The sequence below is a fragment of the Pseudocitrobacter sp. 73 genome (genome assembly GCF_008369545.1).
GTDB classification, from domain to species: domain Bacteria; phylum Pseudomonadota; class Gammaproteobacteria; order Enterobacterales; family Enterobacteriaceae; genus Pseudocitrobacter; species Pseudocitrobacter vendiensis.
This window is the reverse complement of sequence record NZ_VTZO01000008.1, coordinates 386,157-412,803: the sequence shown is the minus strand read 5'-3', so window position 1 is coordinate 412,803 and position 26,647 is coordinate 386,157. Positions and strand designations below refer to the sequence as shown.

Below are 26,647 nucleotides of genomic sequence, written 5' to 3'. Positions count from 1 at the left end.
CAAAAGAAGCTAGCGTAATGGAATGATGTCGCCTTGCCAACCCTGAGCGCTTTTTCTGCCGGTAACCAGGAGTTCACCCTGGTCCGCCCGGACGATCAGTTGCCCGGTTTCATCCCATAAGGCACTGCCGCCGGAAAAGTCATCGCAACTGTAATTCGACTTGAGTACCGCGATGGCATGCTTGCGGGCAAACCATTGTAACCGTTGGGTATTCAGGCTCTGCTGTGACTCTGCGGTGCTGGTGAGCGTGGCTAACAGCGACGCCTGAGGCGAAAGATCGCAGCCATCGTTATTCAGATTCAATACACTGATGTAGCGCGATTCCGGCGTCAGGCAGGTGCCGTTGCCCTGCGCGCAGGTATACGGTTTCGCCGTGTCGGGGGAGAATATGGCCACACCTTTGCTGCGTTGACCGTTTTCCTCAACGGGTAAGCCGGCCACAATGGTTATCTGATGCTGGCGGGCCGCATCGGTGAGCGGTTGCAACTGGTCGTTACTGGGCGGTGAGGGGAGCCCGGGCTCGCCCGTCAGGCCAGTCAGGGAGAGTTCTGGAAAAATTAATACCTTACATTCCAGTTTTGCCGCGGCGCGGATAAAACGCAGATGGTGGATAATATTTTCGGCGAGGCTGCCGTTCTGCGGCGCGAATTGCGCCGCTGCAATAGACCATGCCAGCATAGTTGCTTCCTTCAACAAGAGGTCAGTGGGTCGTCACTTCAGATTTTCCTGAAGAAGTTTACACCGATTGCCGTAAGGAAGTGTATCAATCCGTAAGGATTATTTTTGTTTCGGTTCGTAAGGCAAACGAGACAGGGATACCGAGGCCAAACGATGGGCAATTAAACGCTCGCGGAACCAGTCGCGAAGGTGTTCTGGCTGTTCGCGTTCCACGACTTCGGCCACCACCGGCATGTTATAGCGCTCTTTAAAAGCGACGCCCGCCGCGGCAAGATCGACGTTAACTTTATCCATTTCGTCTTGAGGTAGTTTAGCCAGATTAGTCTGCATCAGATTCTCTCCTTTTCAGGGCGCAACGTTACTAAGAGTCTCGTAGAATGGCAAGCTTAATGGCGGCACATCTCGACTCAGGAATTATACAAGGTTATTCTTTCAGCTACATCCATAACAAAAGGGAATGAAGAATATGGGATCCCACATCGTTCGCATACTCTGCGCTTCGCTGTTTTTAACCTGCACCCTCTCTGCTCCGGCTGTCTGGGCGCATGCCCACCTCAAACAACAGGTGCCTGCCGCGGAAAGTGAAGTGAGCCCCGCACCGCAATCTATCACGCTGCATTTCTCTGAAGGCGTCGAATCGCGCTTCAGCGGCGTCACAGTGATCGGAGAAGATGCTAAAAAAGTCGAAACGGGCAAAGCGGTACGCAGTGAAACCGACAAAACGGAACTGATGGTACCGATTAACCAACCGCTGGCATCCGGGCTCTATACCGTTAACTGGCACGTGGTGTCAGTGGATGGGCATAAAACCCAGGGCCAGTACCAGTTCCGCGTGAAATAAGATGCTGACGACGCTCTATGTCGGGCTGCGATTCGTGCATTTTGCCGCGCTGATGGCGGTACTGGGATGTGCGCTTTATGGCGGATGGTGGGCACCACGACCGCTGCGTCGCCTTTTCAGCCAGCGCTTTGCTCCGCTGATTCATCTCTCGCTGCTGGCCTGCGCTGCATCGGCACTGCTGATGCTGATGGTGCAGGGTGGGTTGATGGGCGATGGCTGGCGCGACGTCTGGCAGCCTGAAGTCTGGCTAGCGGTGGCGGCGACGCAATTTGGCGGTGTCTGGCTGTGGCAAATCATTCTGGCGGGTGTGGCGCTCACCATTGGTTGGGTGAAACCGCGTCAGATGATGCGGTTGCTGCTGTTCCTGACGGCGGCGCAGTTTATCCTGTTGGCAGGCACCGGACATTCCGCAATGCGTGACGGTGCTATCGGTGCGCTTCAGCGCGGGAATCATGCGCTGCATTTGCTGTTGGCGGCAGCCTGGCTTGGCGGCTTATTGCCGTTTCTCTATTGCCTGAGGCTGGCAAAGGGGCGCTGGCGGCAGGCAGCAATCTATACCATGATGCGTTTTTCGCGGTACGGGCACCTCGCAGTGGCGGGCGTCGTGCTGACGGGGATCGTTAACGCATTATTGATTCAGCATGGCTGGCCGCTGGATACACCTTATAGCCGTATGCTGCTGCTAAAATGTGCGCTGGTCGCCATGATGGTGGTTATCGCGCTGGTGAACCGCTATGTTGTCGTGCCGCGAATGGTGATGGCAGAGCCCGCCACGCAACGCTTTTTCCTGCGAGCAACACAGGTAGAACTTGTTCTTGGGGCGCTGGTACTGGCCTGTGTCAGTCTGTTTGCCACCTGGGAACCTTTTTAAATAATGGCGAAGATATGAAAAAAATCGTTCTGACTCTTTTAATGTTAACGGCGGCGGGTTCCGCGCTGGCCGCCCCGCAAATTATCACCGTGAGCCGCTTTGAGGTGGGGAAGGAAAATTGGGCGTTTAATAGGGAAGAGGTGATGCTGACCTGTCGTCCGGGCAATGCGCTGTATGTGATTAACCCTAGTACCCTGGTCCAGTATCCGCTGAACGCCATTGCTGAAGAGCAGGTCAAGGCCGGGAAGACCACCGCTCAGCCTTTGAGCATCATACAAATTGATGATCCAGCGCGTCCGGGAGAGAAAATGAGCCTGGCGCCGTTTATCGAACGCGCCGAAAAGCTCTGCTGATTGTCAAAAATATCTAATTGATTCCAAATAAAAAACCGCCGCCATTCTGTGAATGTGCGAGCGGTTTTTTTAGGGGCTGCCGTTTTCTGACGCCGAAATTTTCTGACCGCTTTCGTCGCGGACTGGAAAACCTGGCACGGTCATCTATTCTTATAGTGCAAGGCGACTTAGCCTGCATTAATGCCAACTTTTAGCGCACGGCTCTCTCCCAAGAGCCATTTCCCTGGACCGAATACAGGAATCGTATTCGGTCTCTTTTTATGTGGCATCCGGGCCATTCCTGTTGGTTATACCACAACAAAAATGCATTAACAATTATCTTACAACTCTATCTTTCACACGTATCGTCATTGAACCATGATGAAGACAGGGGGCTATACTTCATACCGCTCGATGACGTTCTCTTTTTTGGTGTAATAGGTACAGTTATCCGGGATATCCTTGCTAATAAAAGACATTGCCCCAACGATGACATTGCTACCAATGCTGAGATTATCACCAATGATGCAACTGTTTGCGCCAAGGGCTACATTATCGCCGATGATGATTTTATATTCATCATCACGTTTACCCAGGGTTTTAATCCCAATAGTGGTGTTTTGGCGTAGCGTAAAATTTTTGCCTATCTCACAATAGGATGTGACCACGATTCCATTATAGTGGGCGATAAATAACCCAGGCTGAATCCTGGCGGCCAGCCCTATTTCAGTATGATAATTTCTGATCAGGCGTCTGTTGAGATAAGCCGCGAATTTCTTGCTATTTTTGCCACCGATAGCGTGCAAATGTGATGCAATGCGCCACCAAAACAGAAAGCGGCGCTTGGGTTGGCGCCACGCATGACGGATAGCGCGAGGCCAGGAGAATTTTTTATCTTTCCCGCCTATCACTTCAACCCTAAGACACTCTTTCAAAAATGTGTAATGCACCAGCAAATCCTCAAACGTCGAACGGTATGGCTACGAGCTGCCCTATCACAGGTGTGTCACGCCATGTGTAAGTAAGGGCAGAGGGTTTTGAGGATCAGATTTTACGGGTTAACTATCGGAATTCAAAATTTTTTCTTGCGGAATAAAAAGTACAGCCTCCATAAAAATGTATTCTTTGACATAATTACACGATATTTTTTTCTTTCTTTAGATTTTAAAGATGCAATGTCTGACTGAGACAAGGTGAGATATGTACTATTGAGATATTTTAGCGTCTGATCGTATTTGCCTGATTGTAATAATCCCCATAAAAATTTAATTTTGGCAGTAATAGCCATATTTTTAAGGAGTGGGGCTACAGTCTCTTTTTGTGAGTCATGACATAGTGTTATCATCGTGCTGTAAATAATGTCCATTGCATGCGCATTATGTTCATAATCTTCCTTGGACCATGCGCTATTCATTACGGAATCTTCACGGTAGGTTTGGTTGTATAAATATTCAGGAACAGCATGCAGATGTTGTTTAGCAAGAATCGTATAGGTGAAAAGCAGATCTTCACCTAACGCAAGTTCTGTGTTGAATCTTATATTCTCACGTATTAAAAAATCTCTTCTGATCAGTACACCGCCAAGATGGAAAAGTAATTCTCGCGCAATGCGCTGACGTAATAAGTTGCCGTCCTGGAACGCTGCAGGCTGCGGCCTGGCGCAGTTTTTTCCTCCCTGATTACATCCACAATACACGATGTTAGCGGATGTTTCTTTTTGCTTATGGAGTAATTTTTCCAGGAATTGAGGGGCGACATGGTCGTCGCTATCGATAAATATACAAAATTCGCCTTGCGCATTATCAAGCCCGACATTTCTCGCAGTTGATACACCCGCATTATTTTGCGTGATGAGATTGATAGTAAGTTGACTAGTTCTCGAATAATTTTCGACCACCTCTATGGTGTTATCCGAGGAACCATCATTCACGACTATAACTTCAAAATTTTTATAGGTTTGAACAATTAAAGAATCAAGGAGGATATGGATAAACGTGCCAGAGTTGTAAGCGGGTATGATAATGGAAACTGTTGGCTTGTCGAGCATATTGAAATTCACAATGGTTATTGTAGTGTTAATTTAATGTGTAAGTGATGTTGCAACTTCTTTCCCTCGGAGTTTTCAGGGAATTCATTCTCACACTAATGAAAATCTCGATTAACTGAATCGTATCAGAGAAATATCGATGTAACCAGTTCTTGATGCATTCGGTTTCATAGCTAATTATTAGCCTGTTATTATTTTGTATCGTTCGTTAGTTTCTATCAACGTCACAGCCTGGAACGTCATCGGAAAAGAACCTTATCGCTGTCATAACCCACGTTATTAGTGGTTGTCTAAGATTATACTGAAATTATCGAATATTTATTTTGTGAATGTGTCCTAAGCTTTATTGGAATAGGCTCCGGCCACAGTTTTCGGAAATGCCTGATTAATCATCTGTGGGATGGGTAAAATCGATGCAGGCCCCGTCCTGCGCGGGGTTCAGGTTTTAAGGTAATCGTGTGGTGGGTACAAATCGCACTATCAATTTTGCTGAAAATAGCGCATGCTTGCCTTGAGTTAAGTTACAGCCTTCCAGTAAGTTTTATTCCGATTCAGGTACTTTTTTGTAAAGTCTTGTCCTGAAAGTGAATTTGCCGAACGTATTACTGTCAAACTCTTATACGTACGCATAAAGACAAATGAAGGATTCATTTTTCCCTTACGCGTTACTTTTTCATGCTTCAGGAAAAAATGATGTCTAAAGAATTTGATACCCGGTTATTGCATCCGCGCAACTGGCTCACGTGGTTCGGCTTAGGTGTGCTTTGGCTTATCGTACAGCTTCCTTATCCTGTTCTGCATACCCTCGGTTCGACGGTAGGTAAATTGTCTCGCCGTTTTCTCAAACGCCGCGAACGCATTGCTGCACGCAATATTGAACTCTGCTTCCCACAGATGGATGCCGGCTCGCGTGAAGCACTGATACAGCAAAATTTCATGTCATTGGGCATGGGGCTTATCGAAACCGGCATGGCCTGGTTCTGGAGCGATGCGCGCGTCAAGAAATGGTTTGACGTTGAGGGGTATGAAAACCTGACCAAAGCATTGCAGGAACGTCGCGGCGTTATGGTTGTCGGCGTACATTTTATGTCTTTGGAACTGGGTGGCAGGGTCATGGGCTTATGTCGCCCGATGATGGCAACCTATCGTCGTCATAATGATCCGCTGATGGAGTGGGTTCAGACCAAAGGTCGCCTGCGTTCCAATAAAGCGATGATCGACCGCCGCAATTTGCGAGGTCTTGTGCAGGCGCTTAAATCAGGTGAAGCCGTGTGGTTTGCGCCAGACCAGGACTACGGTCCGAAAGGCAGCGTTTTCGCACCGTTCTTTTCAGTGAACGAAGCGGCAACGACCAACGGGACCTGGGTGCTTTCACGTTTGTCAGGCGCGGCAATGCTCAGCATCACTATGGTACGTAAGGCGGATAAGAAAGGTTATGTGCTGCACATCAGCGACGTGATGTCAGATTACCCGGTAGATGACGAAATCGATGCGGCCAGCTATATGAACAAAATCATCGAGAAAGAGATTTTACGCGCACCAGAGCAGTATCTGTGGGTTCACCGTCGCTTTAAAACGCGTCCGCGCGGAGAAGCATCACTCTATCATGCGGCTTCACCACACTGATCGTAACACTCAAAAATCGCTGAATTCGTGGGCGGGGTACCAGAACCCGTCCACAAAATCCTCTATCGGAAAACACCCTCCACGACGCAACCGCTGATCGTCCATCGCGGCAACACACTGTTTTTCCGAATTATACACGTCCACGACGATATCATCACAGCCACCGTCGAGGTAGCAGATGAATAAAACCAGTGCGAACATCCCATCCTCAGTCTGATAAAAGGTTATGACACAACGGATCCGTTAATGATTAAGTGTAGGGGATGAAGGGCAACGGCGGGAAAGGTTATGCAAATAAATAACCCGCCTGTGGGCGGGTTCCATTTGGGTTATGCGAAGCGCAGCACCCAGGCATCAGAACGTTGATCGTAATGTTTACGGTAAAGGACAGAGTGTTCGCCGTTGAGTACGGCAGGGACGCTGGTGTCAGCATCCCAGGCGTCTAGCTGCATGCATAAGTCAGGGTCGGATTTACAGGGGATGCTTAACGTTCGTTCACCGTGCTGCTCGCCGTGCAGCTCGGCATCATCTATCTCGAATGCGCCGATGCGTACGTTGGTTTTACTCATGATACTCTCCGTTGGTCGCTGATGTTGTGGTACGACCAGTTCAGGTCGCCCATTTTTTAGCGTAGCCAACGAAGAGAATATCGCCAGTCAAAAAGTGCGCTATTTTTGCGCGCTAGTCAGGATTTTTCGGCAAAAAGTTTACCATCGCGCACCAGTTCGCGCGGATAACTGTTTTTCAACCGTGAGCTGATTCGTTTCGCCAGTCCAAGCGGAAAGCCCTGATACGTTACCACCACATCGTCGTGATTTGGCTCATTTTCCGGGTAGATATCGCGGCCGCGATACCACTCCTGAGCCTCAGTCTGCGTCAGTTCATGCCCCAGCTTGTCGGTTTGGGCCAGCGCAATCACTGCTTCGTGCTGCCAGCGATAACCTTTGTTATGCGTTTCGGCAAGTTTGAGGCCAATACGCGAGAAACGGACTTTTCCGAGCAGGGGTTCTATCTCGGCCGGGAAGAGCCATATCTCTTTATCGCGCTGCCAGAGGGAAAACGCGTCATTCCAGAACAGTCCGACCTGACCGGCTGCCTCAGTGACGGCGGCGGATTCCCGGGTTTTCATCGGCGTGAACGGGAATTTACCCACTTTGTAGCCTGGGATTGGCAGAGGCTCAACCGAGGCGATTTTACGCAAACGCGCGACAAAGAAGCCTTCGCAATCATAAATTTGCGGGAAGACATGGAGGAATCCTTCAGGCGTGAGCGCCTCTTTGGCTGACGGGAACAGGGTCGCCAGCGATTGGATTTCAACCGCCTGCGGATATTGTTCCAGCAGCCAGGCCAGTACTGATTCGTTTTCGTCACGATTGAGCGTACAGGTTGAATAAACCAGCGTACCGCCAGGTTTCAGTGCGTGAAATGCGCTATCAATAAGCTCACGCTGCGTGGCGGCAATCTCAAGATTGCTTTCAATCGACCAGTTTTTCAGTGCATCGGGATCTTTCCGTACAACACCTTCGCCGGAACACGGTGCATCGAGCAGAATGGCGTCAAAACTTTCCGGTACTGCCGCGCCGAAGACACGACCATCAAAATGGGTCAGCGCCACATTGGCGATACCGCAGCGGCTGATATTAGCGTGGAGAACTTTTACCCGGCTGGCGGAAAACTCATTGGCGAGAATGGCACCCTGGTTGCCCATGCGAGCGGCAATCTGGGTGGTTTTCGAACCCGGCGCGGCGGCGACGTCCATCACCCGTTTCGGCATCTCGTTCCCGGCAAACAGCGCGGCGACCGGCAGCATCGAGCTGGCTTCCTGAATGTAAAACAGGCCGCTCAGGTGTTCGGCGGTACTGCCTAAAGGCAGTGACTCTTCATCTTCGCGTTCAATCCAGAAACCTTCCGCACACCAGGGCACTGGTATCAGTTGCCAGCCATATGGGGCGACCAGTGCCAGGAAATCGGCAACGCTGATTTTCAATGTATTGACACGAATGCTGCGGCGCAGCGGACGCTGGCAGGCAGCAATAAAATCGTCAAAGGCGAGGTGAGCGGGCATGGCCTCACGCATCTGCGCGAGGAATTCATCGGGAAGAAAGACAGAGTTTTGAGCCACTGGGGAGTACCACACGTAATCAGAGAGCGCGCAGTTTAGCATAAACGCCCCGGCGCAGTGACACCGGGGCGTTGAACGTTAACGCGGCAGGGCGGTGCCCCACTGACGCCACTCTTTCGGCTCCTCTTCCTGCAACAGGAAGTGTTTGCCTGCCTGGGCTTTCGGCGCGAGCGGGGTGCCTGGCGGTGTGGCAAAGGCAATACCGCCACGAATGAACTGATTGAAGGTGCCGGTTTTCACCACGCCCCCCGTCAGACCAAAGTCGAGGCTGTAACCGGATGCCAGCCAGAAGACTGAATTGTTGCGTACAAGGTGCTGATAACGTTTGCTGATGCGCAGCTCAACCATCACGCGATCGGAAAGTGAGCCCAGCGTCAGCCCCGTTACTGTGCCCACGTCAATACCACGGAACAGCACTGGCGTGCCAATGCCCAGCGAACCAGCTTCCGGCGCTTCCACCACCAGACTCAGCCCGTCGAGATAGCGGGAATCGGCGATGGTGGCTTCCTGAAGCTCGAATTCGCGACGTGGCGAGCCCTGACCCATCTCAACGTTGATGTAAGGTTGCAGGATGGTATCAAGGTGCTCTACACCGGCAGCGGAAATCTGCGGCGTCACAACCGAGAAGCGACTGCCGCGACGCGCGAAGGTATTCACATACTCCGGGTAAAGCACCGCGCGCGCCTGAACTTCGTTGCGCCCGGCGTTCAGTTCCAGCGTTTGTACCTGTCCAATATCAATGCCCAGATAACGAATTGGCATGCCTGCCGCCAGCTTCCCGGCATCAAAGGCGTGTAGCGTAATTTGCCCGCCTACCGCGCGCGCCGCTGTTTCAGAGGCGAACAAGATACGTTTGTCGCCTTTACGGGTATTTCCGCCCGCGCCGCTCAGGTTATCGAAGCTGATCGCGCCCTTCAGCGCGCGAGACAGCGGCGAGGCCTGTACGGTTAAACCGCTCCCGTTCAACTGGACTTTTGCACCGCCTTCGGCCCAGAACACGCTGTCCGGCGTCAACAGGGAACGGTATTCCGGTTTGATGTGCAGCGAGATATCAAACGCGTTAGCGCGAGGGCTAACGGTAATCACTTCACCCACTTCAAACTTGCGATACAGCACCACGGAACCTGCCTGAATATCCGGCAAGGTTTCAGCCGTCAGGGTGAGGGTAGATGTAGGCAGCTCGCTCAGGCTATTTTCCTGCGCTTTCTCCAGGTTGGCGTACAGCGGATAATCTTCTTTCATCTCGCCTTTTTCACCCGGCAGAATACGGATCCCACCACTCAGCCATTCATTAGCGCTCGCGCCGAGGAATTCAACACCATCAAGGCCGACTTTGACATCAACGCGGCTATTAACAACAAACTTGCTATCGCCATGAATGAGCTCGCGATATTGCGGTTCGATGGCGATAGTGAACGTTACGCCTTTATTGGTCAGCTTACGTTCCATCACCTGCCCGACCTTCACCCCGTGCAATATCAATGGTTGCCCGGCATCAATGCCGTAGCTTTCAGGCGCGCTCAGAGAAAGCGTCATGACATCTGGCTGTTGTAACAGCGTTTTACTGGACGGAAGCACCGCAAAGGTATCTTTTGCCTCGCCATCGCCGGGTACCAGCTCAAAAGTGCTACCCGTAAGGAGCATGCTGAGATTGGCGTTCTCCAGCGAGAGTTTTGGTTCATGGAGCTCAATACGTGTTTTTTCACGCAGCAGGCTGACTACGCTGGGATCAACGGTCATTTCGCCTGTAACAGAACTGTCGTCGTTAAGATTCAGTTTGGTCAGTTGCCCCACTTCCAGGCCCTGATAGAGCAGGGGAGTAGAACCCGCTTTCAGCCCCTGACCGCTGGGAAGCTGCAGTTTAACGATAACGCCGCGCTGGCTGTGGGCCAGATCTTCATACAAGCCGTACTCGTCATTTTGCACCGCAACTTCCGAGTTTTCCGGTGAGTCGAAGGCAATCGCCCCGTTAACCAACGCCGCTAAGCTTTCGAGCTGAACCTTCGCGCCGCTCAAGTCTACATCTGCTTTAATGCCCGACACGTTCCAGAACCGGCTGCCTTTTTTCACCAGATTCGTGAACCGGCGCTCAATCAACACATCAATCGTCACACCGCGCTTGTTAGCGTTAATGGCGTAATCGTAAACGCGGCCAACGGGAATTTTACGGTAATAGACCAGCGAGCCGCTGCTGAGCGAGCCGAGATCAGGCGCGTGCAGGTGAATCATCAGCTCACCGTTATTCAGGCGATATTTGGGTTGCGTGTCCAGCGCGGTGAAGTGATCGCGCGCTTTACCTTTACCGGGCATCATACCGATATAGTTACCGCCAACCAGCGCATCCAGCCCGGAAACGCCAGCCAGCGAGGCTTTCGGCGTCACCAACCAGAATTGCGTTTCATCACGCAGCGCGTCTTCCATATCGCTTTTAATACTGGCTTTCACTTCGATACGGTTCAGATCTTCAGTCAGGCGAATTTCCTGCACCGTACCGACTTCCACACCCTGATAGCGCACGGGCGTACGGCCAGGTACGATACCGTCCGCCGACATGAAGTCGATGGTAATGGTGGTGCCGCGATCTTCGTAACTGTTCCAGATAAGCCAGCCTGCAATCATCAGCGCGATGATAGGCAGCAACCAGAAAGGTGAAATGCGACGTTTAATTTTAATTTTCGCTTCAGTCGGTGAAGCGGGCGTTTCCTGACTCATGAGCGTCCCAAAGTAAGCGGCTGTCCAGCCAATTAACAGCAAGAATAGTCAAAATAACCGCGGCACCGAAATAAAATGCAGCGGGGCCCATCGTAAAGGCGAGAAGCTGATCGCGATTAATCAGCGACATAGTCAACGAGATAACAAACAGATCCAGCATCGACCAGCGACCAATCCATGTTACAAATCGCAGCAACAGAATGCGTGTGCGCAGGCCCTGTTCACATTTGGAATGAATGCTAACCAGCAGCGTAAACAGCACGATGACCTTGGTAAACGGCACCAGAATACTGGCGAAGAATACCACGGCGGCAACGGCGACGTTACTGTCCGCCAGAGAAAGAATCCCCGACATAATGGTATCTTCCTGTCGCCCGCCATTAACGTAAATAATCGATATCGGCAAAAAGTTTGCCGGCAGCAGAAAAATGATAGAGGCAATCAGCGCCGCCCAGCATTTTTGCAGGCTCTGTCGCCGCCGCCTGGTGAGCGGAACGTGGCAACGATGGCAGCGCCCGCGTGAATCCGGGAAGCCTGTGTGATGGCATTCCAGACACACCATCAGCCCTTCATGGGGGCGGGTGACCGGCCGTTGCGGATAGAAGCGCTCCCAGAGTTCCTCTATATTCAGATGGATAAGCGTCAGAATGCTAAGGATGACCAGCGAAATAAACGCCAACAGGCCGAGCCCCGGTTGCAGGAATGCGTAATCCTGTACTTTGATTGACGCAACGGCGATCCCGACCAGATAAATGTCCAGCATCACCCACTCTTTGAGCTTCTCCAGCATCAACAGCACCGGGCGCAGGTTCATGCCCAAAATGTTGCCAAGCCAGAGATAGGCGATGGCGATAACCAGCACTGCTGGCGCGGCGATGCTACAGAACAGCACCATCGCGGCGGTAATGGGATCGCCCTGGGCAGTCATTTGCTGAATACCGTGTAGCACGTTTGCGTCGATACGTACGCCAAGCAGATGCAGGCGAAGCAGGGGCTCGCTCCAGGCGAACGGCATCAGCAGCATCATGGCAATCGCCATGGCGCCAAGACGTGTTAACGACCAGTCCCGACCGTCGCGAACTTTGGCATTGCAGCGCGGGCAATAGGCACATTGGTGCGATTTAACCAACGGTAACTGAAAAAGCGTGTCGCACTGCGGGCAACGTTGGTATTGTGCCTGCGGGATAGGATCACCCATTGAGTGAATACGAATTTTCTGCGTCGGTGTAATGCGTGATGTTTTTAGTGGCATTTATTACATCGTAGAATGAATGTATAACTCTATCTTAACTCATGAATGGATTGAACTTGAGCCCTGACGCATTTAATGCTTATTTTATAGGAGTATGCGTCGTCGATAGTATCAGTAATTGAAGTAGACAATAGTGGTTTAATAATGAACAAAACAGAACTTTACGCGGATCTCAACCGTGATTTTCAGGCATTGATGGCAGGTGAGAACAGTTTTCTAGCTGTAATCTCTAACACCAGCGCGTTGCTTTTTGAACGTCTGGCAGATGTGAACTGGGCTGGTTTTTATTTACTGGAAGGCGATACGCTGGTTTTGGGGCCATTCCAGGGCAAACTTGCATGCGTGCGCATTCCTGTTGGCCGAGGGGTATGCGGCACGGCGGTGGCGAAGAATGAAGTACAGCGCGTGGAAGATGTTCACGCGTTCGACGGTCATATCGCCTGTGATAGCGCCAGTAACGCTGAAATCGTACTGCCGCTGGTGGTTAACGGAGAGGTGATTGGCGTGCTGGATATCGATAGCCCGCTCTTTTCACGCTTCAGCGAAGAGGACGAACAGGGCCTGCGTGAACTGGTCGGTCATCTCGAAAATGTGCTTGCTGGCACCGATTATCAAAAATTCTTTGCCCGCGTCGAAGGATAATCAACGGATAACGTAGCATTTAGCGATGGCGTCATTATAATGTCGCCTGTTCATGCCTGCGGCTTGTTGGCTACGTCCGTTGTAATCAGGAAATTTCATGGAAAATCAACCTAAGTTGAATAGCAGTAAAGAAGTTATCGCATTTCTGGCCGAACGTTTTCCGCACTGCTTCAGTGCCGAAGGTGAAGCTCGCCCTCTGAAAGTCGGTATTTTTCAGGATCTTGTCGAGCGTGTTGATGGTGAGATGAACCTCAGCAAAACCCAATTACGTTCCGCATTACGTCTTTATACTTCAAGCTGGCGCTACCTTTACGGTATTAAAGCTGGCGCAGTACGTGTCGATCTCGACGGTAACCCTTGCGGCGAACTCGATGAGCAGCACGTTGCCCATGCTCGTCAGCAGCTTGAAGAAGCCAAAGCGCGTGTTCAGGCTCAGCGTGCTGAACAGCAGGCGAAAAAACGCGAAGCTGCCGCTGCTGCGGGTGAAGGTGACGCACCGCGTCGCGAGCGTAAGCCGCGTCCTCCGGTTCGCCGCAAAGAAAATGCTGAGCGTAAACCACGTGATGCTAAACCTGCTGCGAAAGCCGTACGCGAAGTACGCGAAGAAAAGCTTACTCCTGTTTCCGACATTTCTGCGCTGACCGTTGGTCAATCCCTGAAAGTCAAAGCGGGCAATAACGCAATGGACGCTACGATTCTGGAAATCACCAAAGATGGTGTCCGCGTGCAGCTTACTTCTGGTATGTCAATGATAGTACGCGCAGAACACCTGGTGTTCTGAAACGGAGGCCGGGCCAGGCATGAACAAACTTTTTAGGCTCTCCGCCCTCGCTGGCCTGTTTTTAATAACAGGCCACGCCTTAGCGGTGGAAGATATTACCCGTGTTGATCAAATTCCGATTCTTAAGGAAGAAACGCAGCACGCAACGGTGAGCGAGCGCGTGACATCGCGCTTTACCCGTTCTCATTATCGTCAGTTCGATCTCGACCAGTCTTTTTCCGCCAAGATTTTTGACCGCTATCTGAACCTGCTCGATTACAGCCATAACGTCCTGCTGGCCAGCGACGTTGCGCAGTTTGCTTCGAAGAAGGGACAGATTGGCGATGAACTGCGCTCGGGCAAGCTCGACGTGTTTTACGATCTCTACAATCTGGCGCAAAAGCGACGTTTTGAACGTTATCAGTACGCGCTGAAAGTGCTCGAACGCCCGATGGATTTCACCGGCAACGACACCTTCAATCTTGACCGGGCAAAAGCGCCATGGCCAAAAGATGAAGCCGAGCTGAACGCCCTGTGGGATGGCAAAGTCAAGTTCGATGAACTGAGCCTGAAGCTGACCGGGAAAGACGAAAAAGAGATCCGCGAAACGCTGACTCGTCGCTATAAGTTCGCGATTCGTCGTCTGGCGCAAACCAACAGCGAAGACGTTTTCTCGCTGGCGATGACCTCATTCGCGCGCGAAATCGACCCGCATACCAACTATCTCTCTCCGCGCAACACCGAGCAGTTCAACACTGAAATGAGCCTGTCTCTGGAAGGTATTGGCGCAGTCCTGCAAATGGATGATGACTACACGGTTATCAATTCAATGGTGGCTGGTGGACCGGCGGCGAAAAGTAAAGCGATTACGGTCGGCGATAAAATTGTCGGCGTAGGTCAGGCAGGGAAAGGCATGGTCGATGTGATCGGCTGGCGTCTGGATGATGTCGTGGCGCTGATTAAAGGGCCGAAGGGCAGTAAAGTTCGCCTGGAAATCCTGCCAGCGGGTAAAGGCGCGAAAACCAAAATCGTCACCCTGACCCGTGAACGCATTCGACTTGAAGACCGCGCCGTGAAAATGTCGGTGAAAACCGTCGGCAAAGAGAAAGTGGGCGTGCTCGATATTCCGGGGTTCTATGTTGGCCTGACGGAAGACGTTAAGGTGCAGCTGCAGAAACTGGAAAAACAGAATGTCAGCAGCGTGATCATCGATCTACGTACCAACGGCGGCGGGGCATTGACCGAAGCGGTATCGCTCTCTGGCTTGTTCATTCCGTCCGGCCCGGTTGTGCAGGTGCGTGACAACAACGGTAAAGTGCGTGAAGACAGCGATAACGACGGCGTGGTGTACTACAAAGGCCCACTGGTGGTGCTGGTAGACCGCTTCAGTGCCTCGGCATCTGAAATCTTTGCTGCCGCCATGCAGGACTACGGACGCGCGTTGATCGTCGGTGAACCCACCTTCGGGAAAGGCACCGTTCAGCAGTACCGTTCTCTGAATCGCATTTACGATCAAATGCTGCGCCCGGAATGGCCAGCGCTGGGTTCCGTGCAGTACACCATCCAGAAGTTCTACCGCATTAACGGCGGCAGTACGCAACGTAAGGGTGTAACACCGGATATTCTGATGCCGACCGGTTCGGAAGAGACGGAGACGGGTGAGAAATTTGAAGATAACGCACTGCCGTGGGACAGCATCGACGCCGCGACCTATGTGAAATCTGATGATTTAACGCCCTTTGGCCCGGAACTGCTGAAACTGCACAATGCGCGCATCGCGAAAGATCCTGAATTCCAGTACATCATGAAGGATATCGCGCGCTTTAATGCGATGAAAGACAAGCGCAACATCGTTTCTCTAAACTACGCACAGCGCGAAAAAGAGAACCAGGAAGATGACGCAACTCGTCTGGCTCGCGTTAACGATCGCTACAAACGCGATGGCAAACCGTTGCTGAAGAACATCGACGATTTGCCGAAGGATTATCAGGAGCCGGATCCGTATCTGGATGAGACCGTGAATATTGCGGTCGACCTGGCCCATCTTGAAAAAGACAGGCCTGCCGCGACCCCTGCGACCAGCAAGTAATTCTCACTAAATAAAACAGGCACAAGTGATTGTGCCTGTTTTTTTACATCTCTAAACCGCGCGTAAGCAAGTGTGCGAAAAAATGTAAAGTTGTGTCTTTCTCGTGACTTACCCGCCGTGGATAGTTGAAAATTGTATTAATACCCATACGATGTGGGTAATCGCATAGTGCGTTTTGTTAAAACGAGGTTAAAAGTAAATTATGATGCGAATCGCGCTCTTCCTGTTGACCAACCTTGCTGTGATGGTTGTGTTTGGGCTGGTGCTAAGCCTGACAGGAATTCAGTCGAGCAGCATGACGGGCCTGCTGATTATGGCTCTGCTATTTGGTTTTGGTGGTTCTATCGTTTCGCTGATGATGTCGAAATGGATGGCACTGAAATCGGTAGGTGGGGAAGTGATTGAACAGCCGCGCAATGAAACAGAGCGCTGGCTGATGGACACCGTGGCGCAGCAATCGCGTCAGGCTGGCATTGGTATGCCGCAGGTCGCAATCTATCATGCGCCGGATATCAACGCCTTTGCCACCGGCGCGCGCCGTGATGCGTCTCTGGTGGCGGTCAGTACGGGTCTGTTGCAGAACATGAGCCGTGACGAAGCGGAAGCGGTCATCGCTCACGAGATTAGCCACGTGGCTAACGGTGATATGGTGACGATGACGCTGATTCAGGGCGTGGTGAACACCTTTGTTATCTTCATCTCGCGCGTTATTGCGCAGATTGCCGCCGGTTTCCTGAGCGGTAACCGTGATGAGGGCGAAGAGGGCGGTAACGGTAACCCGCTTATCTATTTTGCGGTCTCAATGGTCCTTGAACTGGTGTTCGGTATTCTGGCCAGCATCATCACCATGTGGTTCTCGCGTCACCGTGAATTCCACGCGGATGCAGGTTCAGCGCGTCTGGTAGGGCGTGAGAAAATGATTGCTGCCCTGCAACGTCTCAAAACCAGCTACGAACCGCAGGAAGCCAGCAGTATGATGGCCTTCTGCATCAACGGTAAGTCTAAAACGCTGAGTGAGCTGTTTATGACTCACCCGCCGCTGGATAAGCGTATCGAAGCGCTGCGTACCGGTGAATACCTGAAATAATGAAGAAGCGCCTCAATCGAGGCGCTTTTTTTAGCGCTGTACGCGCGGTTGCGTCACCCTCAATCCGCTAAACAGCGCCGCGACCACCGCCAGACTTCCCGCCAGCAGCAATGACACATGTGTCCCGCTATCGCCAAAGGCATTAAACATCAACGCCACCAGCGCCGCACCGGTGCTCTGCCCCAGCAGGCGGGCCGTGCCCAGCATCCCGCTGGCGCCACCGCTTCTCTGCCGAGGTGCGGCAGAAATAATGGTGTGGTTGTTGGGTGACTGAAACAGACCAAACCCTGCGCCGCACAGGATCATGCGCCAGATGATATCCAGATCGGAAGGCGATGAGGGCAGCAGAGCAAGCGCAAATAATCCGCAGGCCATTACCGCCATACCCAGCGCGCCAAGGAATCCGGCGTGGACTCGCTCAATTAAATACCCGGCCAGCGGCGCCATTACCATGGTGGCTAATGGCCAGGGCGTCAGCAGCAAGCCCGTTTCCACTTCGCTGCGCCCCATCATGGTTTGCAGGAAGAAGGGAAGCGATACCAGTGCCAGCATCTGTGCGCAGAAAGAACAGATAGACGTGCAAATAGAGAGTGAGAACAACGGGATGCGCAGTAAATCGACCGGTAATAGCGGTACGGGTAAACGCAACTGACGACGGATGAAAAAGAAACCGACAATCAGTAACAGCACCACTTCTGCCACCACCTGTGTGGTCGATTGGCCCTGCGCGAAACCACCCAGCGCGGTGATCAGCAGACCAAATGTCAGGGCATTCATGATTGCGCTTGGCAGATCAAAGCGCGTGGCCTGGCTGCGTGAGCCGTTTGCGGGCAGATAACGCACCGCCAGCACCCACGAGATAATGCCCAGCGGCACGTTCACAAGGAATAGCCATTGCCATGACGCGACGGACAGAATCGCCGCCGCGATGGTGGGCCCGGCTGCGGAGGAGACGGCAACCACAAACGAGTTAATACCCATGCCGCGTCCCAACTGGCGCTGCGGGTAGATAAGTCGGATGAGCGCCGTGTTCACGCTCATCAGCGCCGCGCCGCCAAGGCCCTGCGCCACGCGTGCAAGCGTTAGCATCTCAAGCGAGTTCGACATTGCACACAGCCCGGAAGCGAGGGTAAAGACAATGAGCCCAATTTTGTAGATTCGGTGATAGCCAATCATGTCCCCCAGAAAAGCCAACGACAGCAGCGAGATGACAATAGCAATTTGATAGGCGTTGACTATCCAGATAGACGCTGCCGGTGAGGCATGCAGATCGCTCGCAATCGTTGGGAGGGCGACGTTGGCGATAGCCCCATCGAGCACCGCCATCGTAATACCGAGCACAATGGTTAAGATAGCACCATACCGTTGAGGGACAGGTAAGCCATCCGAGAGTGTTTTATCCATGAGAAAAATACGGTTTTTAAGAAATTATTTGTCAGAAAACTATTTTAGCATTGATTATTCGGCTGTATGTCGCAGATTTGTAACCAGGTTGCAGAAGATTCATTGCGACGAAGGCGTTGCGAAATTATAATAAAAACCGGTTCTAATTTTTATAAAACAGATGCGATGAGGTGATTAATGGCAGTTGCAGATTTGGATAAACAGCCAGATTCTGTCTCTTCAGTATTGAAGGTTTTTGGCATCCTGCAGGCGCTTGGTGAAGAGCGTGAAATCGGTATTACCGAACTGTCGCAGCGTGTCATGATGTCGAAAAGCACTGTTTATCGCTTTTTGCAAACCATGAAATCATTGGGATACGTTGCCCAGGAAGGGGAATCTGAAAAGTATTCGTTAACGCTTAAGCTGTTTGAGCTGGGCGCGCGCGCATTACAGAACGTTGATTTAATTCGTAGCGCAGACATTCAGATGCGTGAACTCTCGCGTTTGACGAAAGAGACGATTCACCTTGGCGCTCTGGATGAAGACAGCATTGTTTATATTCATAAAATTGACTCGATGTACAACCTGCGTATGTACTCTCGCGTAGGTCGTCGTAACCCGCTTTACAGCACCGCGATTGGTAAAGTGCTGCTGGCCTGGCGCGACCGCGATGAAGTGCGTGAAATTCTGCAGGACGTAGAATATAAGCACAGCACCGATCGCACCATCACCAGCACCGATGAACTGATGCCGGTTCTGGATCTGGTTCGTCAGCAGGGGTATGGGGAAGATAACGAAGAACAGGAAGAAGGTCTGCGCTGTATTGGCGTACCGGTCTTTGACCGATTTGGCGTGGTCATTGCGGGTTTGAGTATTTCGTTCCCGACGCTGCGTTTCTCTGAAGAGCGCCTGCACGAGTATGTTGCGATGCTGCATACGGCGGCGCGTAAGATTTCAGAGCAGTTAGGCTATAACGATTATCCGTTCTGATTAAGCGCTTAATCAAAAAAAAACGCCGCGATGTTCGCGGCGTTTTTTTATCCATTATCGACGACAGTTTCACTTTTTCGCAGGACCGGACAATCGGTCAGGCCAATGATCCCGCTGCTGGAATGAACGTATTGTGCTGTGCTGGTGCCTCGTGCGGTCAGATATTTACATTGCAGCCCCAAACCGCCGGCATTCTCAGTGCTGCCGATTAAAACACCATAACCGCTCAGCAATATGCCAATCCAGACAATGGCCAGTATAATAATTGTTCTGATCGCAAATCTCATGACATCCTCGCGTCTTTTCTATCCTTGTTAATAGAGTAGCTTTTCAATATTGCGAGACAACTCCATGATTCCTAAAAGCAGAATTTATCTGTACAGTTAGCCGCGGTTTAAGATGTCCGTGTTAATTTGATCATCTGTTATTGCTATATGTCGTGGAGTGTGGAGTGAAAAAATTTCGGTGGGTGTTACTGATTGTCGTACTGGCGGCCTGTTTGCTGCTCTGGACTCAGACGCTCAACGTGTTGTGCGACCAGGATGTTCAGTTCTTTAACGGGATCTGCAGCATCAACAAATTCATTCCCTGGTAAAACATTTTTTTCATCAACGATTTCCTTCCTTAATGCGAGTGGTAGAATAGCCCGTTCCTTTTGAGGTGGTGAAATGAGTGATTTAGTAAGTTCTGGGGCATTAAATCTGGCGTCTGTCGTGGTATCTGTTCTGCTGTTGGTCGTGGGGCTGGTACTTTGGTTCTTTGTTAACCGTGCAAGTTCGCGCACCAGTGAGCAAATTGAACTGCTTGAAGCATTGTTGGATCAGCAAAAGCGTCAGAATGCGCTGCTGCGTCGACTCTGTGAAGCAAATGAACCTGAAAAATCGGCAGTCGAAGAGAAAGCCGTTGCAGCAAAAAACGAAGAAGAAGATGATTTCATTCGCCTGGTGGCGGAACGATAATCTTATCTCCTCTTCACTCCGGCTGTCTAAGCAGGCCGCCGGAGTCGGAAGGTTGCACCGCCATGGTGCATGCCGTGTCTACAAGAGTGTAACCTCTCCTTATCATCCAATTTCCTGATGCGTCTCAGACCTGGTTCAGTGGAGTTTCTCAACTGCGAGCTTGTATCTGTTTGTATTTATACTTAATTTTTTACCAGACAAACCATCTGTTCAATTATCCATCACCCAAATGTATGAGTAACGGATATCAACTTTAATTGCGCAACCCACTTATTGATTTTTCATAAAGAATTAGCGAAACGTTTTTATTGTGTGGTGATAACCTTTTGTCATTAAACGGTCATTATTTTGGTGCAACCTAAGTGCATTATTTGGCGCATGTGAGTCACCACGGCAGTATAGCGAAACGTTACTAACTTATAACCGGTTATCAAAATGCACCTTTCAAAAATTAGTGCGTAAATAGTCTAACGATATAAAAAATTTTTGATGCCGCTTCGCTTTTCTGGACGCATTGAAAATGTTGGTCTATGGTAAAAAAGTCTTACGTTACCGTAAGGTAGGTGAGATATAAGAGACGTGCCGGGGCGCGTCAGACGACTGTTTGCCGCATAAATGCGTAGTCGATCAAATGATTGTTGTATGATTTGTGCGGCTGATCGAGACACGTTTAAAAATGGCTTGCCATTATTAACGTTGTATGTGATAACACGTTTTGGGTTAAACGAGGTACAGTTCTGTCTATGTATGGCATTATCAGTAAAGAAGTCCTGAGTAAACACGTTGACGTTGAATACCGCTTCTCTGCCGAACCTTATATTAGTGCCTCATGCAGTCATGTCTCAGTTTTATCTATGAATGCGCCCACGGGCGAAGAAAACACTCTAAGGAATTTTGCAAATGGCAAAGATTAAAGGTCAAGTTAAGTGGTTCAACGAGTCTAAAGGTTTTGGCTTCATTACTCCGGCTGACGGCAGCAAAGATGTATTCGTACACTTCTCTGCAATCCAGGGTAACGGCTTCAAAACTCTGGCTGAAGGCCAGAACGTTGAGTTCGAAATTCAGGACGGCCAGAAAGGCCCAGCTGCAGTTAACGTAACTGCAATCTGATTCGACTGCCACTGATGCTTTGATGCGTGCGCGCATCATAATCAGCCTTAAAGCCTCGCAACTGCGGGGCTTTTTACAATCTTTGCAAAGTGTTTCTGTTTACCCCTCTGGTCGTCCTTTGTTGCAAATCCGCAATCTTATTAGCATTGTTGCACGATAAATCTCTGAACTATTCCTGTTAAATCAGTCCGTTGCTTTTTAACGCTGGAGTCAGAGTGCAAGATAAATCCCGAGGGAAGCCCCCTCAATTTACCCCCGTCCGGTTTGGCCTGGTGTGCGCCGGTATTTTAAGCTGTCTGGGCTTCCTCCTCGCGCGAGTTGGCTGGTTGCAAATTGTCTCTCCCGATAACCTGGTTAAGCAGGAAGATATGCGCTCGGTGCGCGAAGAACCGATTGATGTGCCACGCGGGATGATTGTCGATCGCGAAAATCGGCCACTGGCGGTGAGCGTGCCGGTCAGCGCGATATGGGTTGATCCGAAGACCCTGATTGAGAAGGGCGGCGTAGGTTTCGATAACCGCTGGCAGGCACTGGCGAAAGCGTTAAACCTCTCCTTAAGCGCATTACAGGCCCGCGTCAACGCGCACCCGCACAGCCGATTTCTCTATCTTGCCCGTCAGGTGGACCCGCTTCAGGCGCAATGGATTGATAAACTGCATCTGCCGGGCATTAACCTGCGTGAAGAGTCGCGCCGCTTTTATCCCGCAGGCCACGTGGCGGCAAACCTGATTGGTTTTACCAATGTCGACGATCAGGGCATTGAGGGTATTGAAAAAAGCTTTAACAGCCAGCTCATTGGCAAGCCGGGTTTGCGTCAGGTGCGTAAAGACAAATTTGGCCGGGTTATTGAAAACATTACCGAAATGGCTCCGATACCCGCGCATAATATTCAGCTCAGTATTGATGAGCGTCTGCAAACGGTAACGGAAGACGCGCTGGATAACGCTGTGCGCTGGAACAAAGCCGCGTCTGGCGCTGCCGTACTGGTGAAAATCGATACCGGTGAAATTTTGTCTATGGCAAGCTACCCGGACTACAACCCGAACAACCGCGAAGCGGCCACGCTGGATGATTTCCGTAACCGTGCCATCAGCGACACCTTTGAACCCGGTTCCACTGTTAAACCGCTGGTGATCATGACCGCGCTTCAGCAGGGCATTGTTCGCCCGGATAGTGTCGTCGATACCCACCCTTACACGCTGGATGGTCATCGCATTCGCGACGTGGGCTATTATCCGGAGCTCACGCTCACCGGGATTTTACAGAAATCGAGCGACACGGGCGTCTCGCGACTGTCGCTGGCGATGCCGGTACAAAAGCTGCTGGACACCTACACCGCATTTGGTTTTGGTGAGCCGACCGGATTGGGTTTGACCGGTGAAAGCCAGGGTTTGTTACCGCATCGTCGTTACTGGGGCGAGCTGGATCGCGCGACGTTTGCCTTTGGCTACGGTTTAATGGTCACGCCGCTGCAGCTGGCGCATGTCTACGCGACCATTGGCGGCTTTGGCGTTTCGCGTCCGCTATCGATTACCCGTATTGATCCGCCGGTCATTGGTCATCGGGTGATGCCCGAACCATTAGTACATCAGGTTGAACATATGATGGAAAGCGTCGCGCTGCCTGGCGGTGGCGGGACTAAAGCCGCCGTTCGTGATTATCGTGTAGCGGTAAAAACCGGGACCGCCAAGAAAATTGGCGACGACGGGAAATATGTCGATAAATATGTCGCGTATACCGCAGGTGTGGCCCCTGCCAGCAATCCCCAGTTTGCGCTGGTTGTGGTGATCAACGAACCGCAAAACGGACAGTATTACGGCGGCGCGGTTTCCGCGCCAGTATTCAGTCAGATTATGGGCGACGTGTTACGTCTGGAGAACGTCATGCCGGATGGTTTACCACAGGGCTCAGATAATTTGATTGTGATGCACGCGCCTGCGGGGGCGCCTGCGCTCTAAATCCTCCCACTCAGGGGCGAAAAGCGTTACACTTTCGCCCTTTGAATGTTCCCCGGAGTTGTTATGTCCTGGAGTTGCCCACTCTGCCACGCGCCGCTCACCCGTAGCGGAAACAGCTATTGCTGTCCTCAACGCCATCAGTTTGATATGGCGAAAGAAGGTTATGTCAATTTACTGCCCGTGCAGCACAAGCGTTCCCGCGATCCGGGCGACAGCGCAGAGATGATGCAGGCGCGCCGCGCCTTCCTGGATGCCGGGCACTATCAACCTTTACGCAATGCTATTTGCGCGAAGCTTGACGAGATTAAGCCAGCACAATTACTGGATATCGGCTGCGGGGAAGGGTACTACACTCATGCTTTTGCCGAAATTGCCGGGCACACGTGGGGCCTGGATGTGGCAAAGAACGCCATTCGCGCCGGGGCAAAGCGTTACGCGAATGTCGATTTTTGTGTCGCTTCCAGCCAGCGCCTGCCGTTTGAAGATAACTGCATGGACGTGGTGGTCCGTATTTACGCACCCTGCAACCCTGAAGAGCTGGCAAGAGTCGTTAAACCGGGCGGATGGGTGATTACCGTTACGCCGGGGCCGCGACATTTAGTTGAGCTAAAAGGGCTGATTTATGACGAAGTCCAGCTGCATGCCCCGCATTCGGAAACGTTGCCAGGCTTCGCGCTGCAAACGCACGATGCGTTAGCGTATCCGATGCAGTTAAGCGGGGCGGAAGCGGTGACGTTATTGCAGATGACGCCGTTTGCCTGGCGCGCAAAACCGGAGGTGTGGGAGACGTTGAAAGGGCAGGAACACTTTGACTGCCAGACCGATTTTGCTATTCATGTCTGGCAGCGTTTGGACGATTAACCGGCGAAATGGCTGTAGAGAATTTCTGCGCCAATGCCGATAAGCACAATACCGCCCAGAATTTCAGCCCGTTTGCCGAGCAGCGGGCCGATAAAGCGACCAATCATCATGCCCAGCGTGGACATGGTGAAGGTTGCGCAGCCAATGGCCAGCGCCATTACCAGAATATTGACCTGTAAAAACGCCAGACCGACACCGACCGCCATCGCATCAAGGCTGGTGGCAATCGCGGTGGTGACTAATAACCAGAAACCGTGACGGCGGGGCGGTTCACAATCTTCATCGCTATCATCGCCCCGGAACCCTTCGACAATCATACGTCCGCCTAAAAAGACCAGCAGCACGAACGCCACCCAATGGCTCCACTCCAGCACAAAGCGACTGGCGAGCATACCCAACCCCCAGCCAATCAGCGGGGTAAGGGTTTCGATAACGCCAAAGATAAGACCAGTGCGAATGGCTTCAGAGAATTTTGGTTTGTGTAGCGTGGCGCCTTTACCCATCGATGCAGCGAAAGCATCCATCGACATGCCAAGGGCGAGGAGAATAATTGCGTATGCGTTCATCAGAGCGTCCAGACCGGGAATATCCATATGACACACTCCTGCCCCCAGTAAACAGCAGTAAGTGCATCTATGGTCTCGCCTAACCATTCTGGGTGGAATGAATGGTTCGTACGTGCCACGTTTTGCAACGAGTATGTTGACACGCACATTTTCAGATGACTGAAAATCGGCTACTCCCCAACGACGGACGCAACATTAACATATTTTTAGAATATAAACCAAGAACAGAAAGTGTTATTCTTTTTAATTAAATGATAACGATTTTCATTTGCGAAGTAAGGTGAGAAAACCGTTAATTATTATCGTGTATTTTTTGAAGGAATATAGCCAACGCTATATTAAAAGTGCCTTAAAAGAGCACAGCTATAGCACTGGCTATATTTACAACCTATTGAGATGAAAGAAGAAGTTTAGATATCTTTTCGAGGTCATCAATATTCTTCACACGAACCAGCAGACGCCGTTGTTCTAATTGCATCACCAGCACGCCATCCTCGGATAAATTCATCTGTTTCACCCGTGGATATTCAATCCAGATATTGGCGAAGAAAAAGCCCATCGATTTGAAAATGATTTTTGGGCTGCGGATCCAGAACAGATAAAGGCCCATCAGTGCCAGCGACGATAACAGCCAGGTGGTGATTTGTGCACCATTATTGTTGATGTTGTTATAGATGAGAATTGCAATAAGGCCGACGAAAATTGCGCCATCAATACGGTTACGACGCAGAAGGGGGATAGAAAGCAGCGTGGCACCATGACGGCGGGGCATGATGAACTGGTCGTATAGAGCGAAAGCCAGCAGTGCGATGATAAAGAAAACCAGTACCCAATCCGTTATTGTCATTAAGCCTCCGAATAAAAAACCGGGGGCCTGAGCCCCCGGCGTACAACAGATATTACAGACCCAGCAGGCCGATTGCGTAGCCCACGATACCGATGACGAAGAAGCCAACGATGATCCACAGCGGGTTAACTTTCTTACGCAGCAGCCACATACAGGCGAAGGTCAGCAGCAGCGGTACCAGACCCGGCATCAGCTGGTCCAGGATGGTCTGCACAGTGGTGACGCGCGTCTGTCCATCCTGACCGGTAATGGTCGAAACCACCAACGGGATGTTGACGTGCGTCCACTTGTTAACCAATGCCCCCATGACAAACAGGCCGAGGATTGACGCCCCCTCAGTCAGTTTCTGCAGGAAGCCGCCGCCCATATCTTTAACGATATCGACACCTTTACGGTAGCCGTACGCCACACCGTAGTAACGGGTAGCCAGACGCACCACGTTAAACAGGATGAAGAACAGCAGAGGCCCAAGCAGGCTGCCGCTCATCGCAATACCCGCACCCAATGCCGCGAAGACCGGACGCACAGTACCCCAGAAGATCGGGTCGCCGACGCCTGCCAGCGGGCCCATCAGACCGACTTTGATACCGTTGATTGCTGCATCGTCAATTTCAGCGCCGTTAGCACGCTGTTCTTCCATCGCAAGCGTTACGCCCAGAACCGGCGCTGCAACGTAGGGATGGGTGTTAAAGAACTCCAGGTGACGCTTGATAGCCTGTTTACGCGCATCGTTGTTCTCAGGATACAGACGACGGATCGCCGGTACCATAGAGAAGCAGAAGCCCAGCGCCTGCATACGTTCGAAGTTCCATGAACCCTGGAACAGGTTTGAACGCAGGAACACGCCACGGATATCGCTCGGAGTGAGTTTTTTCTCGGTGGTAGTTTGAGTTGTATCAACCATGTCGCTCACC

Annotated in this window: 28 protein-coding genes, 1 pseudogene and 1 riboswitch; of the genes and pseudogenes, 15 read left to right on the top strand and 14 right to left on the bottom strand. The window is 51.4% G+C overall.

The window, feature by feature from the left end; all coding sequences use genetic code 11:
• Positions 1–9: 9 nt before the first annotated feature.
• The gene (locus tag F0Q32_RS09230; protein WP_149462807.1) at positions 10–678 is read right to left on the bottom strand and encodes a carbon-nitrogen hydrolase family protein; all 669 of its coding nucleotides are present in this window, start codon (positions 676–678) and stop codon (positions 10–12) included.
• Between the two features lie 99 nt (positions 679–777).
• The gene (locus F0Q32_RS09225; RefSeq protein ID WP_149462806.1) at positions 778–1,008 is read right to left on the bottom strand and encodes a DNA polymerase III subunit theta; all 231 of its coding nucleotides are present in this window, start codon (positions 1,006–1,008) and stop codon (positions 778–780) included.
• Between the two features lie 136 nt (positions 1,009–1,144).
• On the opposite strand from F0Q32_RS09225, the gene yobA reads away from it, so the two are divergent.
• The 3 genes from yobA to F0Q32_RS09210 are packed head-to-tail and all read left to right on the top strand — an operon-like array spanning position 1,145 to position 2,743.
• Complete coding sequence (yobA, locus tag F0Q32_RS09220; RefSeq protein WP_149462805.1) at positions 1,145–1,519, top strand: CopC domain-containing protein YobA; 375 nt, start codon at positions 1,145–1,147, stop codon at positions 1,517–1,519.
• A 1-nt stretch (position 1,520) separates the two neighbouring features.
• Entirely contained in the window at positions 1,521–2,390 is an 870-nt protein-coding gene (gene copD, locus F0Q32_RS09215) for a copper homeostasis membrane protein CopD (protein ID WP_149462804.1), read from the top strand.
• Between the two features lie 14 nt (positions 2,391–2,404).
• Positions 2,405–2,743 carry a YebY family protein gene (locus F0Q32_RS09210; RefSeq protein ID WP_149462803.1) on the top strand — a complete coding sequence of 113 codons (339 nt, stop codon included), beginning with the start codon at positions 2,405–2,407 and terminating at the stop codon, positions 2,741–2,743.
• A 374-nt stretch (positions 2,744–3,117) separates the two neighbouring features.
• On the opposite strand, the gene F0Q32_RS09205 is transcribed toward F0Q32_RS09210, so the two are convergent.
• Together F0Q32_RS09205 and F0Q32_RS09200 are read right to left on the bottom strand one after the other, a co-directional pair.
• On the bottom strand, positions 3,118–3,672 hold the full coding sequence (locus tag F0Q32_RS09205; protein WP_149462802.1) for a serine acetyltransferase: 555 nt from the start codon (positions 3,670–3,672) through the stop codon (positions 3,118–3,120).
• A gap of 122 nt (positions 3,673–3,794) precedes the next feature.
• A complete protein-coding gene (locus tag F0Q32_RS09200) occupies positions 3,795–4,769 on the bottom strand; it encodes a glycosyltransferase family 2 protein (protein WP_149462801.1) in 975 nt (324 codons plus the stop codon).
• Between the two features lie 693 nt (positions 4,770–5,462).
• On the opposite strand from F0Q32_RS09200, the gene lpxP reads away from it, so the two are divergent.
• Positions 5,463–6,395, top strand: coding sequence for a kdo(2)-lipid IV(A) palmitoleoyltransferase (gene lpxP / locus F0Q32_RS09195; RefSeq protein ID WP_149462800.1), 933 nt, complete (start codon positions 5,463–5,465; stop codon positions 6,393–6,395).
• A gap of 9 nt (positions 6,396–6,404) precedes the next feature.
• Here the strand turns inward: lpxP and F0Q32_RS09190 are convergent, their stop codons facing one another.
• From F0Q32_RS09190 to yebS, 5 genes are all read right to left on the bottom strand, one after another.
• Positions 6,405–6,596, bottom strand: a complete 192-nt coding sequence (locus F0Q32_RS09190) for a YebW family protein (RefSeq protein ID WP_149462799.1) — start codon at positions 6,594–6,596, stop codon at positions 6,405–6,407.
• A 128-nt stretch (positions 6,597–6,724) separates the two neighbouring features.
• Entirely contained in the window at positions 6,725–6,964 is a 240-nt protein-coding gene (locus F0Q32_RS09185; protein WP_015964053.1) for a YebV family protein, read from the bottom strand.
• 116 nt (positions 6,965–7,080) lie between these two features.
• Complete coding sequence (rsmF, locus tag F0Q32_RS09180; RefSeq protein WP_149462798.1) at positions 7,081–8,517, bottom strand: 16S rRNA (cytosine(1407)-C(5))-methyltransferase RsmF; 1,437 nt, start codon at positions 8,515–8,517, stop codon at positions 7,081–7,083.
• Between the two features lie 78 nt (positions 8,518–8,595).
• On the bottom strand, positions 8,596–11,229 hold the full coding sequence (locus tag F0Q32_RS09175) for a PqiB family protein (protein WP_149462797.1): 2,634 nt from the start codon (positions 11,227–11,229) through the stop codon (positions 8,596–8,598).
• A complete protein-coding gene (gene yebS, locus F0Q32_RS09170; RefSeq protein ID WP_149462796.1) occupies positions 11,198–12,481 on the bottom strand; it encodes a membrane integrity lipid transport subunit YebS in 1,284 nt (427 codons plus the stop codon). Before yebS ends, F0Q32_RS09175 begins: the two co-directional genes overlap by 32 nt.
• 144 nt (positions 12,482–12,625) lie before the next feature.
• On the opposite strand from yebS, the gene F0Q32_RS09165 reads away from it, so the two are divergent.
• The 4 genes from F0Q32_RS09165 to htpX all read left to right on the top strand — a co-directional run bounded on the left by F0Q32_RS09165 (position 12,626) and on the right by htpX (position 17,059).
• Positions 12,626–13,123, top strand: coding sequence for a GAF domain-containing protein (locus F0Q32_RS09165; protein WP_149462795.1), 498 nt, complete (start codon positions 12,626–12,628; stop codon positions 13,121–13,123).
• 97 nt (positions 13,124–13,220) lie between these two features.
• Positions 13,221–13,904: an RNA chaperone ProQ gene (gene proQ / locus F0Q32_RS09160; RefSeq protein WP_015964058.1), complete on the top strand. Its 684-nt coding sequence runs from the start codon at positions 13,221–13,223 to the stop codon at positions 13,902–13,904.
• A 19-nt stretch (positions 13,905–13,923) separates the two neighbouring features.
• Positions 13,924–15,972: a carboxy terminal-processing peptidase gene (prc, locus tag F0Q32_RS09155; protein WP_149462794.1), complete on the top strand. Its 2,049-nt coding sequence runs from the start codon at positions 13,924–13,926 to the stop codon at positions 15,970–15,972.
• Positions 15,973–16,174: 202 nt separating this feature from the next.
• Positions 16,175–17,059, top strand: coding sequence for a protease HtpX (gene htpX, locus F0Q32_RS09150; protein WP_015964060.1), 885 nt, complete (start codon positions 16,175–16,177; stop codon positions 17,057–17,059).
• 30 nt (positions 17,060–17,089) lie between these two features.
• Here the strand turns inward: htpX and F0Q32_RS09145 are convergent, their stop codons facing one another.
• Entirely contained in the window at positions 17,090–18,463 is a 1,374-nt protein-coding gene (locus F0Q32_RS09145; RefSeq protein ID WP_149462793.1) for an MFS transporter, read from the bottom strand.
• 177 nt (positions 18,464–18,640) lie between these two features.
• On the opposite strand from F0Q32_RS09145, the gene kdgR reads away from it, so the two are divergent.
• Positions 18,641–19,432: a DNA-binding transcriptional regulator KdgR gene (gene kdgR, locus F0Q32_RS09140; protein ID WP_149462792.1), complete on the top strand. Its 792-nt coding sequence runs from the start codon at positions 18,641–18,643 to the stop codon at positions 19,430–19,432.
• Positions 19,433–19,479: 47 nt separating this feature from the next.
• Here kdgR and F0Q32_RS09135 read toward each other — a convergent pair whose 3' ends face one another.
• Entirely contained in the window at positions 19,480–19,719 is a 240-nt protein-coding gene (locus F0Q32_RS09135; protein WP_149462791.1) for a YobH family protein, read from the bottom strand.
• A 164-nt stretch (positions 19,720–19,883) separates the two neighbouring features.
• Between F0Q32_RS09135 and mgrB the strand changes: the two genes are divergently transcribed.
• From mgrB to rlmA, 6 genes and pseudogenes are all read left to right on the top strand, one after another.
• Complete coding sequence (gene mgrB, locus F0Q32_RS09130) at positions 19,884–20,027, top strand: PhoP/PhoQ regulator MgrB (RefSeq protein ID WP_015964064.1); 144 nt, start codon at positions 19,884–19,886, stop codon at positions 20,025–20,027.
• Positions 20,028–20,100: 73 nt separating this feature from the next.
• The gene (locus tag F0Q32_RS09125; protein ID WP_149462790.1) at positions 20,101–20,391 is read left to right on the top strand and encodes a YebO family protein; all 291 of its coding nucleotides are present in this window, start codon (positions 20,101–20,103) and stop codon (positions 20,389–20,391) included.
• A 743-nt stretch (positions 20,392–21,134) separates the two neighbouring features.
• A pseudogene (locus F0Q32_RS09120) lies at positions 21,135–21,279 on the top strand (DUF2627 domain-containing protein).
• A 12-nt stretch (positions 21,280–21,291) separates the two neighbouring features.
• Positions 21,292–21,501, top strand: a complete 210-nt coding sequence (gene cspE, locus F0Q32_RS09115; protein ID WP_001062678.1) for a transcription antiterminator/RNA stability regulator CspE — start codon at positions 21,292–21,294, stop codon at positions 21,499–21,501.
• Positions 21,502–21,716: 215 nt separating this feature from the next.
• Positions 21,717–23,459: a peptidoglycan glycosyltransferase FtsI gene (ftsI, locus tag F0Q32_RS09110; RefSeq protein WP_149462789.1), complete on the top strand. Its 1,743-nt coding sequence runs from the start codon at positions 21,717–21,719 to the stop codon at positions 23,457–23,459.
• A gap of 63 nt (positions 23,460–23,522) precedes the next feature.
• Positions 23,523–24,320, top strand: coding sequence for a 23S rRNA (guanine(745)-N(1))-methyltransferase (gene rlmA / locus F0Q32_RS09105; protein ID WP_149462788.1), 798 nt, complete (start codon positions 23,523–23,525; stop codon positions 24,318–24,320).
• Here the strand turns inward: rlmA and mntP are convergent.
• The 3 genes from mntP to F0Q32_RS09090 all read right to left on the bottom strand — a co-directional run bounded on the left by mntP (position 24,317) and on the right by F0Q32_RS09090 (position 26,637).
• The gene (mntP, locus tag F0Q32_RS09100; RefSeq protein WP_149462872.1) at positions 24,317–24,886 is read right to left on the bottom strand and encodes a manganese efflux pump MntP; all 570 of its coding nucleotides are present in this window, start codon (positions 24,884–24,886) and stop codon (positions 24,317–24,319) included. The genes rlmA and mntP overlap by 4 nt on opposite strands.
• 81 nt (positions 24,887–24,967) lie before the next feature.
• Positions 24,968–25,077: riboswitch (yybP-ykoY riboswitch) on the bottom strand.
• A 197-nt stretch (positions 25,078–25,274) separates the two neighbouring features.
• Positions 25,275–25,733, bottom strand: a complete 459-nt coding sequence (locus F0Q32_RS09095) for a DUF986 family protein (RefSeq protein WP_149462787.1) — start codon at positions 25,731–25,733, stop codon at positions 25,275–25,277.
• Positions 25,734–25,785: 52 nt separating this feature from the next.
• Positions 25,786–26,637, bottom strand: coding sequence for a PTS mannose transporter subunit IID (locus F0Q32_RS09090; RefSeq protein WP_149462786.1), 852 nt, complete (start codon positions 26,635–26,637; stop codon positions 25,786–25,788).
• Between the last annotated feature and the right edge of the window lie 10 nt (positions 26,638–26,647).

Coding starts and splice junctions, on each gene's coding strand:
- F0Q32_RS09230 (WP_149462807.1), bottom strand. CDS start 678: ATGCTGGCATGGTCTATTGCAGCGGCGCAATTCGCGCCGCAGAACGGC.
- F0Q32_RS09225 (WP_149462806.1), bottom strand. CDS start 1,008: ATGCAGACTAATCTGGCTAAACTACCTCAAGACGAAATGGATAAAGTT.
- yobA (WP_149462805.1), top strand. CDS start 1,145: ATGGGATCCCACATCGTTCGCATACTCTGCGCTTCGCTGTTTTTAACC.
- copD (WP_149462804.1), top strand. CDS start 1,521: ATGCTGACGACGCTCTATGTCGGGCTGCGATTCGTGCATTTTGCCGCG.
- F0Q32_RS09210 (WP_149462803.1), top strand. CDS start 2,405: ATGAAAAAAATCGTTCTGACTCTTTTAATGTTAACGGCGGCGGGTTCC.
- F0Q32_RS09200 (WP_149462801.1), bottom strand. CDS start 4,769: ATGCTCGACAAGCCAACAGTTTCCATTATCATACCCGCTTACAACTCT.
- lpxP (WP_149462800.1), top strand. CDS start 5,463: ATGTCTAAAGAATTTGATACCCGGTTATTGCATCCGCGCAACTGGCTC.
- F0Q32_RS09190 (WP_149462799.1), bottom strand. CDS start 6,596: ATGTTCGCACTGGTTTTATTCATCTGCTACCTCGACGGTGGCTGTGAT.
- F0Q32_RS09185 (WP_015964053.1), bottom strand. CDS start 6,964: ATGAGTAAAACCAACGTACGCATCGGCGCATTCGAGATAGATGATGCC.
- F0Q32_RS09175 (WP_149462797.1), bottom strand. CDS start 11,229: ATGAGTCAGGAAACGCCCGCTTCACCGACTGAAGCGAAAATTAAAATT.
- yebS (WP_149462796.1), bottom strand. CDS start 12,481: ATGCCACTAAAAACATCACGCATTACACCGACGCAGAAAATTCGTATT.
- F0Q32_RS09165 (WP_149462795.1), top strand. CDS start 12,626: ATGAACAAAACAGAACTTTACGCGGATCTCAACCGTGATTTTCAGGCA.
- proQ (WP_015964058.1), top strand. CDS start 13,221: ATGGAAAATCAACCTAAGTTGAATAGCAGTAAAGAAGTTATCGCATTT.
- prc (WP_149462794.1), top strand. CDS start 13,924: ATGAACAAACTTTTTAGGCTCTCCGCCCTCGCTGGCCTGTTTTTAATA.
- htpX (WP_015964060.1), top strand. CDS start 16,175: ATGATGCGAATCGCGCTCTTCCTGTTGACCAACCTTGCTGTGATGGTT.
- F0Q32_RS09145 (WP_149462793.1), bottom strand. CDS start 18,463: ATGGATAAAACACTCTCGGATGGCTTACCTGTCCCTCAACGGTATGGT.
- kdgR (WP_149462792.1), top strand. CDS start 18,641: ATGGCAGTTGCAGATTTGGATAAACAGCCAGATTCTGTCTCTTCAGTA.
- F0Q32_RS09135 (WP_149462791.1), bottom strand. CDS start 19,719: ATGAGATTTGCGATCAGAACAATTATTATACTGGCCATTGTCTGGATT.
- F0Q32_RS09125 (WP_149462790.1), top strand. CDS start 20,101: ATGAGTGATTTAGTAAGTTCTGGGGCATTAAATCTGGCGTCTGTCGTG.
- cspE (WP_001062678.1), top strand. CDS start 21,292: ATGGCAAAGATTAAAGGTCAAGTTAAGTGGTTCAACGAGTCTAAAGGT.
- rlmA (WP_149462788.1), top strand. CDS start 23,523: ATGTCCTGGAGTTGCCCACTCTGCCACGCGCCGCTCACCCGTAGCGGA.
- mntP (WP_149462872.1), bottom strand. CDS start 24,886: ATGAACGCATACGCAATTATTCTCCTCGCCCTTGGCATGTCGATGGAT.
- F0Q32_RS09095 (WP_149462787.1), bottom strand. CDS start 25,733: ATGACAATAACGGATTGGGTACTGGTTTTCTTTATCATCGCACTGCTG.
- F0Q32_RS09090 (WP_149462786.1), bottom strand. CDS start 26,637: ATGGTTGATACAACTCAAACTACCACCGAGAAAAAACTCACTCCGAGC.